Below are 13,573 nucleotides of genomic sequence, written 5' to 3'. Positions count from 1 at the left end.
CAGTTGTTTATTGCTTGGATTGTTTCTCACGAACAAGAATGGCCGCCACGAAGGCGATCGTTGCTGCGAAAAGCATCAACATTTCCTGGACATCTGTAAGAAAAGATGTGCTGGCCAGGGCTCCAAGGACCACATCTGCCACATAGACGGAAAACAATACCGCCGCGATTGCAAGCATCATGATCAGGCCTCCTCCCTGCCAACGACTCACTTGAATGTAAGCGCTTACATTTTACATTGCAAGCGCTTACATTATATGTCTGAATATTGGTCATTGACGGCGCACCTCCGATGGGGAATGCCCTCAATCGACCACGACCAAGGACAATGCCCGTGCCCCATGGCCAGGAAAATATGGGATCCTCGGTGCCGACACTGGAAGATGTGGCGGCGCGTTCGGGGGTATCCACGGCCACGGTATCGCGCTGCCTGAACACGCCCTCTCAGGTCAGCGCGACGACCCGTGAAAGGGTCATGCGTGCGGTCAGCGATCTGGGATATGCCCCGAATTTTGGTGCGCGCGCGTTGGCGGCCAAACGCACCAATACTTTCGGCGCGATCATTCCCACCATGGAAAACGCGATCTTTGCACGCGGCCTGCAGGCCTTTCAGGATGAACTGGGCGAAAACGGCGTGACGCTTCTGGTCGCCAGCTCCTCCTACAGCCCCCAGCAGGAAGAGGAACAGATCCGTTCCCTCGTCGCGCGGGGCGCGGATGCGCTGTTGCTGATCGGTCAGGACCGCACACCGAAAACCTATGCGTTCCTCGACAAGCGCAAGATCCCCTATGTGGTGGCCTGGGTGTTCGACCGCACGAATACACGGCCCTCCATCGGCTTTGACAACCGTCAGGCCATGAAAGCGCTGGCCGACGAAGTGCTGGAAATGGGCCATCGCCATCTGGGCGTGATCACCGCGGAACGCGAAGGCAATGACCGTGCCCGCGGCCGGTTCGAAGGCATCTGCGACGCTGCGCGCGACCATGGGATCAATCCCGACAGCCTGGCGGTCGAGGAGACTACCTATGCCATCGACAACGGCGCCCAGGCCTTCGCCCGCCTGATGGCCTGCACCCCCCGCCCTACGGCGGTTCTGTGCGGCAACGACGTGTTCGCGGCAGGCGCGCTGATGATGGCGCGCAAGATGGGCCTGCGCGTGCCCGAAGACGTGTCGATCACCGGGTTCGACGATATCGAACTGGCAGAGATCGTGACCCCTGCTCTGACCACCGTGCATGTGCCGCACCGCGAAATGGGCCGCCGCGCCGCCCAAAAGCTTCTCAGCTTGCGCGCAGGCGACGATCCGGGCCCCAGTATCGAGCTTGCCACGACGATCCAGTGGCGCGAGTCGCTGGGCCCCGCTCCGGCGCGGAACTGACGCAATCCGCGCAGCTCTCCCGCTTTGCTGTATTGGGAAAGGTGGTGCCCCCACACGGACTCGAACCGCGGACCTACTGATTACAAATCTTACGGGCACACTTTCTATCGAGTTCGATATATCTCTGATTAACCATATTTTATTGACATTTTGGGAACCGCAAGTGAGTTTGGACTTCGACCAAGCACTAAAGAATTCGAGCGTTCTTGCTTACCTGGCGCTTACCTCGTGCTTACCTATTCAATCTCGATCCGAACTATGCCCATCGCACGTCTAACCAAATCACGCATTGATGAAATAGCCGCTAGTGAACGGGACACGGTATACTGGGACGAAGGTCTTCCCGGTTTTGGCTTGCGCGTGAAGTCCACTGGTGTGAAGAGCTTCGTGGTTCAATACCGGAACAGACAGACCGGACGCTCAAAGCGAAAAACACTGGGGCAATACGGCCCTACAATGTCCCTGCAAGTAGCGCGAGACATGGCACGGTCGCTCCTTGCCGACGTGATCCGGGGGGAAGACCCCGTAGCAAATGCGCAAGCGGTTCGACGTTCGCCAAACGTTTCCGAACTGGCCAGGCTGTATATGACGGAACACGCCATTCCAAAGAAACGACGAGGCAGCGTTCGAAATGATCAGTCTATGTTGGATGGATACATTTTACCCAAGCTAGGGAAGCTTCGTGTTGTTGAAGTCGCTCATCAAGACGTTCAAAAACTCCACAACCAAATGCGGAAAACACCCTACCAGGCCAATCGCACGTTGGCCCTACTGTCAAAAATGTTCGAACTGTCTGTGCGTTGGGGCATGCGCCCTGACAACCCGGCTCGCGGTGTTGAGAAATTCCCAGAAGAGAAGCGGGATCGTTGGCTATCGGATGATGAGCTGAGCAGATTGTTGGCTGCACTCGCTGAGCATTCCAACCAAGTCGCAGCCGATGCCATCCGCTTACAACTCTTGACAGGCGCGCGCATCGGCGAGGTACTGACTGCAACATGGACAGACTTCGACATAGAGCGCGGCGTGTGGACGAAGCCGTCCCACCACACGAAACAAAAGCGCCGCGAGCATTTACCGCTATCTTCTGCTGCGTGCGAGCTAGTGACCCGAATGAAAGAAGAAAGAGCTGAACAAAGTATATGGCTTTTCCCAAGCCGGTCGCCCGAGCATCCGTACAAAGACCTAAAGGCATTTTGGCGCGTTGTGACCAAAGCGGCAGGCCTTGAGGACTACCGAATACATGACAATCGCCACACCCACGCCTCCCATCTCGTCTCCAGTGGTTTGAGCTTGCCAATCGTCGGTCGCCTACTGGGCCACACTAACCCGTCGACGACGCAACGATATGCGCACTTGGCAGATGATCCTCTACGGCAGGCTGCAGAGGTTATAGGCAAGAAAATAAAAGACAACGACGCGGAGAATTAGGCTGAACGAGTATGATCTCGATCGGTATAGGGATCCTACACCACTACCTTAGAAACAAGCCAGATCGAGCCAATAAGGATGGGTTGATGCACAAGGTAGATCGAAAGGCTGTGGCGCCCGGGCCACGTGATCAGGTAGCTCAATCTTTCATTCTGCGAAATCTGGAAAGCACTTTTGAATGTCAGGCACTTTGATACAGCCATTCCTACAAGAAGTGGTGCCAGCCAAGGGAAAAGAGGTAAGAAATCTAGCGATGGACGCACAGACGCACTGAGGCCAGTCCAGGAGAGCCAGGCGGTACTGAACAAATGAGAGTTCGGCAAACTGCTCACGACAAGTACGAATGCAGCTAAACTTGCAAGGCCCATTGCCGGTAGCCTCAGCAGTATGACCCCGATCACATTCGACACTGCAATTACATGCAAAATACCGAAATACACGAAACGTTCGGGGAAGACGACGGCGGTCACAGCAGAGACCAATGCTGCAGCAGCGACAATCAAAGACAGGCGCTTCAGCCAAGACCGCAGGCGGAAATGCTGCCCATGCGCAACGATGAGGCTGATACCGGACAAAAACAGGAACGACCCTGCAATAAGACGGGCAAAGATAGCCCATCCGCCGTGAAGGGTCGTTCCCGGTTCGAGATAACCAAATATTTCCATGTCGCGCGCCGTGTGGAACACGATCATTGCCAAGAGGGCAAAACTGCGCGCGCCATCAAGCCAGACTAGTCGCGGTTTTTCAGCTCGTTCAGATGCGTTTTTCACTGCGCTTTGCGCAGCTTCTCCAGGACCGAGGCGCAATCACTTGCTGCGCCAACGACCTCGCTAGGGGCTGCGTCGCCTGAGAGCTCCGCAAAATTTGCGGCCGCGCGATTCAAAACCTGATCAACCTGTTCATCATTGATCAACCCTTCCTCTTGAGCGGCCTGTAGTGTCATACAGATGCCTGATGATGCACCAGTCGCGACGCCGACACCCATCGCAGCGCCACCGACAAAGCCGCTGCCCAAAAGACCTATGATCAGGCCGATGATCAGGAAAACGACAGAGAGAACAGCCTTACCCATTTGAAAACCCTTTCTGAAATTGCCTACTGACCTGACCCATAGGGCCATAAAAGGTTCAGCACGAGGAGTGCCACGAAGAGGACAACGAACTTCACCATTGTCTACCTGCCTTTCGACATTGAGCCTAGAAGCGATGTCCGGTCCAGGCCCCAGAGCACGGCAAACATGATCACCGCGGTCACGATCATATGGGGAATATCAAAAGTCATTAAGACCTCCTTTGTATTGGACCGGATCTGGTCAGCCGCGGGCAAAACGGCGGCAGAGCAAGATCAGTATCGCCAGGTTCAATAGCGGCGCAAGAATGGCGGACCAGGGCAAAAGCGGCTCGGGCAACCCATCGAGCAGAAGCACCCAAGGCAGTCCAAGCGGCAGCAGGAACACCCCCGATAGAGGGTCTTGCTCCTGACCGAAGAGCCCGTAGGTCCCGATCAGGAGCATCGCGAGGGCAACGAGGTAGAGTGCCCCGACGACCCATATGACAGCTCTGCACAACACTGGCGGTCAAAGCCTTTCGTCAGCAGTCTTCGGCAGGCAGCATCGTTACATTACTGTAGCGGCCATCTGCCGTGGTAATCGCCGCACAGGCCCCGGTGTCACGGTTGAACCAGTAGGTCGTCAGCCCGGCGCTGCGGATCGCCTCATAGCCTAGAGAGCGAATGCCCATCTCCGCCTGGCCCGCGCGAGCACCCTCGAAAGCGGTCAGATCGGTGGAACTGCCAACGCTCGGCATGCTTTGTGAGCTGCTACCAGTATCCTCAACGCAGCCAGCCAGAGCCAAAAGCGCTACGGCGCCTGTCATCAAAGTTAAGCTGGATTTCATTGTCATGTCCCTTTTTCCTTCGCCAGTTTGGGGTAATTTGATGGAGTCGTTCAGCGCGCACTGATCAGGGCCGAATAGGGCTGCACGCGCGATCCGCGGTTCGTAACCTCGATCTTGTGATCTCCGGATTGCCAAAGCTGACCGCGATAGACTTGGGCCGCGTTCACCGCCCCAAGAAGCTCGCTGCCGTCAGGATTGAAGATGCGGTAGTAAACATTCGGGCCGGCGCCTATCAATTCGACGGTAAGTAATTGGCCGTTACGCGCACCTAATAGGTATGTGACGGTCGCGCCTGGGCCCAGATCGTCGGTGAATTCGGTGCCCGAAGCGCCCGGCTGAAAGCGAATCCGCTGCATGCGCGAGGCACTGGGCAATTGGGTCGCCTGCCCACCCTCGCGCAACAGATAGCGGGCGTTGACCCAGCCGCGTTCCCGCATGTCAGTCAGCATCTCGATTTGGCACCAGCGGGCAGCGCCCTGCATCTCACAGCCCAGTTCCCGAACCTGCGCACCGTTCCCTAGGGCGCCAACGATACGGTAGCTCGTTCCGGGGCCGGCGCGCACGTTCAACACATCATTGGTCGGAACACCGGTTACGCGGACAAGCGGCCCGGACGCAGGCGGCGGCGCCGCGCCTGCAAGTGTGAGATAGCGCCCTGCCACCCAGCCGCGTTCGCGACGGTTGGTCATCAGCTCGACTTGGCACCACCGCGTGCTCCCCTGCATTCGGCAGCCAAGATTGCGAACTGATGAGCCATTCGACAGCGCCCCAACACGTGCATAGCTCGTGCCTGGCCCGGCGCGCAGGTTAAGCCTGTCGCCCGCGCTAAGCCCGGTGACTTGCACGACGCTGCCTTCACTTGGGGTCCCGGCATCCGGCAGGTATGCGTTCCGCACCCGGCCTTCAGCGAAGAATTCCACCATCCGACGACCGCCACGTTCGTAGGAGCAGGCAAAATCCTCGTACCGCGTTTCAAGGTAGATCCGGCCATTGATGGCATGCGTGCCGTCGGTGCGCTGCCCGTTATAGCGCATATCGGTGCGAGCGTTGAAATCGCGGAAATAGGTTTGTCCGGCACTCGAACACTCATTAAGCATGAAATCCGTGGACTGTGCGGCGCCGGGGCCCACCCAAGACACGCCAGCAAGTAGCGAGAGCACAATCGCTTCCAATAGTTTTTGAAGTTGCCGCATTGGAAAAATGTTCCTCATTTCGGGTAATAACTCAGACGCGACGGATTAGCTTGATGGCCACCAGCAGGGTGACCGCGCCGAGGACCGCTCCCAAGAGTCCATGAACCGGCAGGCCGATCGCTGGAAAGAGGTAGCCCGCGACCAGAGCGCCGCCGATACCGATCCCGATATCGGCAAAAAGCCCCGACCCCGTCCCCTTGACAATAAGACTGCCGATCCACCCGACGATGGCCCCGATCACCATGATGATGATAAGTCCAGCCACCCCGCCCATGACTGTCCCAACCGTGTCTTCCAAGTCTTTGCTCCTTCTACCCGCGTGCGCTCAGCTATCTTGGGATCGCGTATCGCGACGGTGGCGCGAGCCCGCGGCCTCGCACCACCGGTTCAAAGCGTCCCTTCGCTGCCCATGAACATGACCGACGGATTGCTGCCGTCGGCACCAACAAGGCAGCGCCAAGGCGCACCGTTCTGACCCACGCGCATGTAGATCGCTGTCGCCGCTTCCGAGGTCTCGCCACCCACGACAGTCACACCTCCCACGGTCTGCGCGGCAAGCGTATTGCGGCAGGCATTGATCGAGGCCTGCGAAACTGAGCCCGACATTGTTGTGATGAACGGCGGGCTGTTTGGAGCGACCGGCATCTGAGAGGCGCTTCCACCGCCCGAGGTTTCCACACACGCAGCCAGCGTGCTGAGCGCGGCTATGGTGATCAGAGCCTTGATTGCGGATGTCATGACTGTCCTTTCAACTTGTGACCTGCTTACTGAATTCCGAAAATGACGTTGTAGGATTGGGCCCCGTTACCTCGGTTTATTACCTCGACCAAATGATCTCCCGACTGCCAGAGCTGCCCCCGATACTCCTGGTCAGCGTTAGTCTGATCTAGCAGGAAAGAGCCGTCGGGGTTGAATATCTGGTAGAACATGCTGGGCCCATTCGCAGCGAGCCGGAAATAGAGGTTTTGACCGTTCGATGCGCCGAGAACATAGCGCTTGGAGTCGCCAGGCATCAGATTGCCGGAATACTCCGCCCCAGTCGTGCCAGCGGCGAAGCGCACACGCTCTTCCGAGCTTCCAGACCCCGCCATGGCGCCGCCACCATCATCTGAATTGGCGTTCTCGCCCCCAGCGGCAACCAGGAACTCGCGTGCGGCCCAACCGCTTGCATCGCCGTCGGCAACCTCGCACCAGGTACGCCCGCCGCTTTCCACGCACCCTCGGTTCTCGACTATCATTCCGTCCGGCAGTCGGGCCATGACCTGCGCCGATGTCGATGGAGACTGGCGGATGTTGAGCGACCCGTTCACGCTGATCCGCCATTGCGTCGGACCCGTACTGGTATCGGCAACGGGCGCGGCGGCGGACGAAAGAACCTGGCAGACGCCATTTGCGCCGCCCGAGCCAGTGAAGCTGACGATCAGATCGCGCCCACCGCCGGCATGGCTGATACTGATGGTCAGGCTTTCCATCGTGGCCTCGTAGTAGTTCGGATTGAATTCCTTCACCTCCATCGGCATCCCGTTGATCCGGACAGTGCCTGTTCGGTCGGCATCGACATTGTTGGAGAGGCACGTCGCCGAAAAGATTGGCATCTCCGCATGGACTGCCGATCCGACCGCAAGCAACCCGCAAGTTATCGAAGCAAGAAGTGCGGTTCGTTTCATGTGTCTTGATCCTTGCACGTTTTAAGCATTACCCGTTCAGCCCCCGAAAATGATCGCATCCGGAACCTCGTAGCGTTCGTCGCCGACACGGATGAGGGTCAGATCACCCTCGCGCGTTGCCTGCTGCTGAAATCCACCGTCTACCTGGCTTGTGGTCGCACTGATGAAGACCCCATCGGTAAAGAACAGACCCCTGTCGGTGCCGTCGGCCCGCATCACTGACACCGTCGCGCTACCGCCGGCATCGCGGGCTGCGCCGAAGGCACAAGTCGACATCGGAGCGCCGACGCCCTTGGCACAGGGAAGCCGTCCGGCTACATCAAAAATCTGCTGGCCCGCGCGTAGCGCGCTGTCTGCTTGTTCAAGAAAACGATGCTCGGCCCAGCCGGTAATTCGCCCGTCTACAGTCGAAACCTCGCACCAGCTCAGACCTGCCACCTCCGTGCAGTCATCGTTCCGAAGAACCGTGCCGACCATTACACGGCCAACCTGGCTGGCGTCCGCCGCGGGGGCCGCCCTGATCGGCACCTCAGGCTGCTGTCCAGACGGCGTCATATAGGGCGTTTCGCCCATCGGAGGTTCCAATCCGGCATGTGTTTCCGGATAGTGCGACATACCGGAATCAACCCGTACCAGTGTCATCTCATCAGCACCGTGCGACAATGTGAGGGTCGAGGTCAGGGGATCGAAGGCAATCGACAGCTGGCCCGAGAACAGACTGATTATTGTATCGTCCTGCGCAGTCAACTCTTGCCCCCCGCAAGCCATGCGGGTTGTGGCAAGCGGCCCGGCACTGAAAAGCTGTCCGTCTTCTGTCCGCGCGTGACCCGAAAATCTATTGCACCCGGTGGTGCCTAACAGCGCGCCATCGGCGGAAAATGTCACGCTTGGCGACTGCAATGCAGCGCCTCCATTCAAGGTGGTGATCTGCCATTCCCCAGCCGATAACGGAGTGACCGCCAGAATGGCAAACATCAGCCCAAACCCCGCCGCCCCGCTGGTCTTGATATAGCTTAGTGGCAGGTCTCGCATATCGATCTCATTACTATCGGATGGTTCTCACTCCGGAATGGCATTCGTTGCCCTGTTCGGCCCCGTCGCACAACCCAAAGGAATCATCTGGCTTCCTTCTACCTAAAGCAAATATCAACGTGCGCTGGAGCATTGCGAAGGGCGAAAATATGCGTTTGCCGGAAACTGGCAGTCACGCTGAGCGAATGTGGCGCAGGGCCGATTCTGCGCCGGGGCCGCGATGCAAAATCTGGGCCTGCATAGGGTCATCGGCTTGCACGACTTCGATCAGTTCCAGCGTTTCACTATCACTGTCGCCAAGATCGAAATAAGCTGTGACATAATTGAGCATTCCGCTCAGGATCCCGTCTTCGAATATCGGTTCATACACCGTTGCGTGACCACGGCCGCGCACATTCTGGACGAAGCGAAACAGCAAGGCGGAACCATCAATCATCCCGGAGGCGATCAGTTGCTCGTAAAGTTCGGGCCGCCCGGCTCGATTGGCGTAGCGCTCAAGACTCATCCCAAGAAGCGCGTCCGGGTCCTGCCCCCGTTGCTCGAAATGGCGACGACCCGATGCAGAGATGTCAACGAGCCGCAACTGGTCGTCGAGCAAGGTCGAAGGTAAATAATCGTGACGCAGGAATGCAAGGCTGCGCTGGGTCGCCCGGCGGCTTTCGTCTCGCATCAAAAGACGCTGTAATTTTGCCCGGCGGGCCGGGCGCGGGGATTCAACGCCGCGTTCCCATCGGCTAACCGTTGCCTGATCCACGTTAAGGCTGTCAGCCAGTTGCCGTTGGGTCAGGCCAAGTCGCCTACGCAAGTCCTTTATAAGCGTTCGATCCATTTTGATTAGCGACGCTCCAATTCGCCCAGTCGGTCAGGCGCCGAAAAAGTACTCCGTCTCACGTCAAGTAAAGATAGCGCAGTCTTGCGAAGCCGCAAGAACACAACTCCTAAGAGGCTTAATCAAACTTCGGAATAGCATACTGAACCAGCCGCGATTTGCGTCCATTATCCGACAGCACGTAGAGGGATGCGCCATTGGCCGAAAGCGCAATTCCCTCCGGATTATCGAGGCGGTACGTCGAGCCTTCAGCCCGGTAGGTGAGTTCAAAAAACTTCACCTGACCTTCATCAAAGGGCAGAAAATGCGCAGACTTGCCTGTATCACTGACGATCCAGAGCCCACCCCGATGGGTATCTAAAGCCAGACCCGATGCATCCACCTCAGACGCCGGGCTGCCTTTAAACAGACCGTCGAGAGCCTTGATTGCAATCAGCTTGTCAAGCGTGGGAGAAAGAGTAATCAGCAGCCGCGGCTTGGCCTCTTTGAGCACATAAACAAGACCGGAATTCGGATCGACCGCGATACCTTCAAGACCATTTTGGCGGTCTGAAAGCAGTTTGCGCGCATGGGGCTGAGCCGCAAGGTCTTTCAAAGGAAATTCGGCGATGCGGTGCGGCGGTCGCAAATCCACCGACAGGATGCTCGACCGGCGTTCAGAGACCGCAAGAAGACGGTTGTGGCGGACATCGACCGTGATCCCTTCGAGGTCCGTCAGCCGGGGATCGACGCCCGTGAACCGGTCAAGCGCGCCGTCGAAGGCGAGGCGGAAGATAACCTCAGTGTTGTCACTCACGATCCAAAAGGCCGTGCCGGAGGGGTCAACGGCCAGGCCCGACGGCTCTGTCAGCCCAGTATCCGGTTTGTAGAGAGACAGGGTCGCTACGGGTTCCAGCCGACCAGCTCCGGCTTCGGCCCAGACGGACGCGGCAAAGAACAAGCCAACTGCAAGCAGGCTCCTAGACCACATACCAGCCTTTCGGTCCGTATCCGGATTTCCCAAGCTCTTCCATAATGCCGGGTATGATTTGTCCGGCATCGGGCTTGCGGTGCGACAGCACGATCTCGATCACCGGTTTGAAATCGGTTTTCTTGACATCGACGATGCGAAAGTCCTCATCCGCCAGCGCCGCGCGCAGACGTGTCATCGCGCCACTGAGCATATCTTCGTCTTCGAATTTCAGCTCGAGAACCGAAACAGTGCGCGTCGTGATGAACCATATCGTGATCCACGCGGCTCCAGTGGCAATGAGGGCCATGACCGGCAGGTTCATACCCACCGACAGCCCGATCAGCGTGACAAGGATCAAGATCGCGCCATCCATCAGAGAACTCGACTCCATCCGGAACCGGAAAAGCCCACCGATACCGAATACGACAAACCCGATCAGAAACCCGTGATGCACAACAAGGAAGCCGATCAGCATGCCGATCAGCCCGAACAGAAACATGCTTGACTGCACAACCCAACCGCGCGCATCGGTTCTCAGCGCATTCGCCCGGGGGTGGAAGGCGAAAGCGGAAACAAAGACAATCGTTTCCACGACGGCCAACACGAATTCCCTGATTTCGTCCAGATCGCCCAATTGACCCCATCCCACATCGTGGATCGAGATATCCGTAGGCAGCAAAATCGAGGCGTCCTCCATCTGTGCGAAGCCGGCCGCCGGCGCGACCGCCAAGGCAAGCGCGGCAAGGATAAGGGGAATGGAAGATCGGATCATGTGGATCTCGTCTGCTGCATGGACTTGTTTTATCGGAGCATCTCTACCGCACCGGATTGAACGGTATCAATCCGTCGTATCACCCGGTCACCGACGTTCAGACTTTTAGGCAGCTTAGTGATATCGATGGGTTCGCGAAAATCGGGCGCCTGAAAGGCCGTGGCGCGGATTGAACCTTCGTCGTCGATCTCCAGAAGCGTGAAGGCGCGAGGCGGCCTGATCTGAGATCCGATTAGCCGGCGCGACCCGCCGCCGAGCTCGGCCTGCGAGATCACGGCGAACCGGTCGAGATGGCCGGGATAATAGGCGTGATGGTGCCCTGACAGGTGCAGGTCCACTGCTTGGCGCTCAAGCAGAACCTCAAGTCCCGGGTCCCCGATGATCTCAGTCTCGCGACGGACTGCGAAAGGCCAAAGCGGAAGGTGGCTGAAGACGATCCTGGCGGGGCCGGCATCTTCGAATGCGGTTTCCAGCGCCTGCATCTGATCGGGATCGAGCCGCCCCACGGTGGTCGCGTCAAGCGACACAAAGCGGGCAGATCCAAAATCGAAAGCGTAAAAGAACGGGTATGTGTCAGGACCTACAAAGCGAAGATCGGGCCGGCGCGCACGCCACTCAGCGGAATAGATGCGCCGTTCCATCTCAAAGCCGGAATAGGCCGATCCGTCATGGTTGCCGGGCGTGACCGCAAGCGGAATGCCCGCTTCGCTCAAAGGGTCCGTTACAGCCGCGTGGAAGGCGGTCCACATGGACTTGACCTCTTTTTCGCTCAAATGTGGGCGGCGCTGGCCTGCCACCATATCACCGGTTGAAATCACCAAGTCGGGTTTCATCGCGATGATGGCCTTGACGGCCCTGTGCACATCTGCGGAATACTCTGTGGATCCATAGGACCCATTCAGGTCCGAGATGACCACAACCCTGATCGCCTCTGCCTTGGCATGAGCGAAGCTCAGCGCCCAGCACAAAAGGACCAGCGCGAGCCTAGGTGCCATCACAAGAAATCTCTTCCGGCGTGACATCGCCCGAAACGAAGAACTGTTTAGGGTTCAGGTCAAAGTGCAGTTTCCCTGCAGTGCAGCTATCTTGCAGAATAGCTGTCGCCAGACGAGTATTCTTCACCACTTGCGCGACCTCGGCCTCCTTTAGGCCAAGGCTCGACGCGAGCCACTGATAGATGGGTCCGCTGTTCTGGAGATCGCGGTCAAGCGCGATCAGGCGCGCATAGACCTTACCATCGAAATGGCGCAGCTTTTCCAGCATCTGCGTCGATTTGGCGAAATTCGCATAGGCCACGCGTCCGCCGGCATCGTTGTCGTTCAGGTTGGTGCGCCGCAACAGCATCGCTCCCGCGGGAACCGAACTGTCGCCGGGTTCATGATGTTTGGCTTTTTTATGCGCAAGTTTACCGTTTTCGATCCAGTAGTAATACGGCGTGAAGTCGATGTTCCCGACGCGATCCTGCTGGCTGAAGATAAAATCCAACAGCACGATCTCCGAGATCTCGCGCATCCAGTACGCCATCTGCTCGCGAGGGACATCCGGGCCCAGGTCGCGGTTGATCTGACCGTCCTTGCGTGCCTCGCGCAACCCGGCGTCGATCGCCTCGACCAGCGGTGCATCTCGGCGCAAGGCCAGGAAGGCGGGTGTTTCCTGAAAGTCGAAATTCTGCCCCTTGCCCCAGCCCGACCGCCGCGTGCCGTTGATCTCGGAGCCGTAGCGGTGACCCGGGCTCGACGTCAGCACGCCGTAGATCTGCTTGCGGTCTGCGGTAAAGATATCGTCCATTGGACTGTAGGATGACGGGTTGACCTCGGCATCGACCAGATGCTGCCACCCCGCATGGTTCATGCGGGCCGAGCGGTTGTGGCCCGAAATTGCCAGCCCCGGGCGCGCCACTTCCGAGGCGTGCATGGCCACATCCATCGTGCGCCAGACCGACACTGGGACCTTGACCGTCATATCGAAATACCGAGAGAAGTGGTAATAAAGTAGAGGCGAGGCCGAGAAGGTACCGCTTGTTCCCTTCGCGTTCATCGTCACCTTAAACTTTGCCAGATCGCCCTCAGAAAGCCGGCCGGCCGACTTACCTTCTTTGCAGGCATTCCGTTCGAACTCTGCACGGTCATTCGAATAGGGCCCACCAGAAATATCGTAGACCATCATGCCCGGGCTGGTACTCCAAGTCTTCGGGCAGAGGGCCACGTTGGACGCGTAGAGGTCAATCCCGCAATAGCTGGCCTCATCTTTCAGATCGCCCTTTGAATATTCTCCGCCGGGAATGGCGGCGATCCGCACGCAACGCTCTATGACGCCTTGGGGACTGGTGAACTCTGTTACATTGCCCTCGACCGCATCGCTGGCCAGCAGAGGCGAACCTGCGGTCGAGGCCAGCACGAGAAGAATAAATCGGAATGGCTTCATCGTT

Annotated in this window: 17 protein-coding genes; 2 read left to right on the top strand and 15 right to left on the bottom strand. The window is 58.1% G+C overall.

The window, feature by feature from the left end; translation table 11 throughout:
* Window positions 1-7 precede the first annotated feature (7 nt).
* Window positions 8-181, bottom strand: coding sequence for a hypothetical protein (locus TR61_RS20095; protein WP_172676911.1), 174 nt, complete (start codon window positions 179-181; stop codon window positions 8-10).
* A 173-nt stretch (window positions 182-354) separates the two neighbouring features.
* Here TR61_RS20095 and TR61_RS00825 point away from each other — a divergent pair, with 173 nt between their 5' ends.
* Together TR61_RS00825 and TR61_RS00820 are read left to right on the top strand one after the other, a co-directional pair.
* On the top strand, window positions 355-1,377 hold the full coding sequence (locus TR61_RS00825) for a LacI family DNA-binding transcriptional regulator (protein WP_050927678.1): 1,023 nt from the start codon (window positions 355-357) through the stop codon (window positions 1,375-1,377).
* Between the two features lie 258 nt (window positions 1,378-1,635).
* Window positions 1,636-2,805: a tyrosine-type recombinase/integrase gene (locus tag TR61_RS00820; RefSeq protein WP_050927632.1), complete on the top strand. Its 1,170-nt coding sequence runs from the start codon at window positions 1,636-1,638 to the stop codon at window positions 2,803-2,805.
* Between the two features lie 35 nt (window positions 2,806-2,840).
* On the opposite strand, the gene TR61_RS00815 is transcribed toward TR61_RS00820, so the two are convergent.
* The 14 genes from TR61_RS00815 to TR61_RS00750 form a co-directional block, all read right to left on the bottom strand.
* Window positions 2,841-3,575, bottom strand: coding sequence for a heparan-alpha-glucosaminide N-acetyltransferase (locus TR61_RS00815; protein ID WP_050927631.1), 735 nt, complete (start codon window positions 3,573-3,575; stop codon window positions 2,841-2,843).
* Complete coding sequence (locus tag TR61_RS00810; protein WP_050927630.1) at window positions 3,572-3,877, bottom strand: hypothetical protein; 306 nt, start codon at window positions 3,875-3,877, stop codon at window positions 3,572-3,574. Before TR61_RS00810 ends, TR61_RS00815 begins: the two co-directional genes overlap by 4 nt.
* A 240-nt stretch (window positions 3,878-4,117) precedes the next feature.
* Window positions 4,118-4,318, bottom strand: a complete 201-nt coding sequence (locus TR61_RS00805) for a hypothetical protein (RefSeq protein ID WP_082181786.1) — start codon at window positions 4,316-4,318, stop codon at window positions 4,118-4,120.
* Between the two features lie 76 nt (window positions 4,319-4,394).
* Window positions 4,395-4,610, bottom strand: a complete 216-nt coding sequence (locus tag TR61_RS00800; protein WP_245626785.1) for a hypothetical protein — start codon at window positions 4,608-4,610, stop codon at window positions 4,395-4,397.
* A 140-nt stretch (window positions 4,611-4,750) separates the two neighbouring features.
* Window positions 4,751-5,893: an SH3 domain-containing protein gene (locus TR61_RS20335; protein WP_245626784.1), complete on the bottom strand. Its 1,143-nt coding sequence runs from the start codon at window positions 5,891-5,893 to the stop codon at window positions 4,751-4,753.
* Window positions 5,894-5,924: 31 nt separating this feature from the next.
* Window positions 5,925-6,191, bottom strand: a complete 267-nt coding sequence (locus tag TR61_RS00790) for a GlsB/YeaQ/YmgE family stress response membrane protein (protein ID WP_245626783.1) — start codon at window positions 6,189-6,191, stop codon at window positions 5,925-5,927.
* Between the two features lie 89 nt (window positions 6,192-6,280).
* Window positions 6,281-6,631 (bottom strand): hypothetical protein, encoded by a 351-nt coding sequence (locus tag TR61_RS00785; protein WP_050927626.1) that lies wholly within the window; start codon window positions 6,629-6,631, stop codon window positions 6,281-6,283.
* Window positions 6,632-6,657: 26 nt separating this feature from the next.
* Entirely contained in the window at window positions 6,658-7,560 is a 903-nt protein-coding gene (locus tag TR61_RS19800; protein WP_050927625.1) for an SH3 domain-containing protein, read from the bottom strand.
* A gap of 36 nt (window positions 7,561-7,596) precedes the next feature.
* The gene (locus tag TR61_RS00775) at window positions 7,597-8,592 is read right to left on the bottom strand and encodes an META domain-containing protein (protein WP_050927624.1); all 996 of its coding nucleotides are present in this window, start codon (window positions 8,590-8,592) and stop codon (window positions 7,597-7,599) included.
* Between the two features lie 172 nt (window positions 8,593-8,764).
* On the bottom strand, window positions 8,765-9,421 hold the full coding sequence (locus TR61_RS00770) for a helix-turn-helix domain-containing protein (protein WP_082181779.1): 657 nt from the start codon (window positions 9,419-9,421) through the stop codon (window positions 8,765-8,767).
* Between the two features lie 118 nt (window positions 9,422-9,539).
* Window positions 9,540-10,361, bottom strand: coding sequence for an SdiA-regulated domain-containing protein (locus TR61_RS00765; RefSeq protein WP_050927622.1), 822 nt, complete (start codon window positions 10,359-10,361; stop codon window positions 9,540-9,542).
* A 19-nt stretch (window positions 10,362-10,380) separates the two neighbouring features.
* Window positions 10,381-11,145 (bottom strand): hypothetical protein, encoded by a 765-nt coding sequence (locus TR61_RS00760; protein WP_050927621.1) that lies wholly within the window; start codon window positions 11,143-11,145, stop codon window positions 10,381-10,383.
* A 29-nt stretch (window positions 11,146-11,174) separates the two neighbouring features.
* The gene (locus tag TR61_RS00755) at window positions 11,175-12,140 is read right to left on the bottom strand and encodes a metallophosphoesterase family protein (RefSeq protein WP_050927620.1); all 966 of its coding nucleotides are present in this window, start codon (window positions 12,138-12,140) and stop codon (window positions 11,175-11,177) included.
* Window positions 12,130-13,542 (bottom strand): hypothetical protein, encoded by a 1,413-nt coding sequence (locus tag TR61_RS00750; protein WP_157440779.1) that lies wholly within the window; start codon window positions 13,540-13,542, stop codon window positions 12,130-12,132. Before TR61_RS00750 ends, TR61_RS00755 begins: the two co-directional genes overlap by 11 nt.
* Window positions 13,543-13,573: the final 31 nt, after the last annotated feature.

Source organism: Aestuariivita boseongensis (assembly GCF_001262635.1).
In the GTDB taxonomy this organism is placed as follows: Bacteria; Pseudomonadota; Alphaproteobacteria; order Rhodobacterales; family Rhodobacteraceae; genus Aestuariivita; species Aestuariivita boseongensis.
Note: the sequence above shows the minus strand (reverse complement) of the source record. Positions and strands in the feature narration are given on the sequence as shown.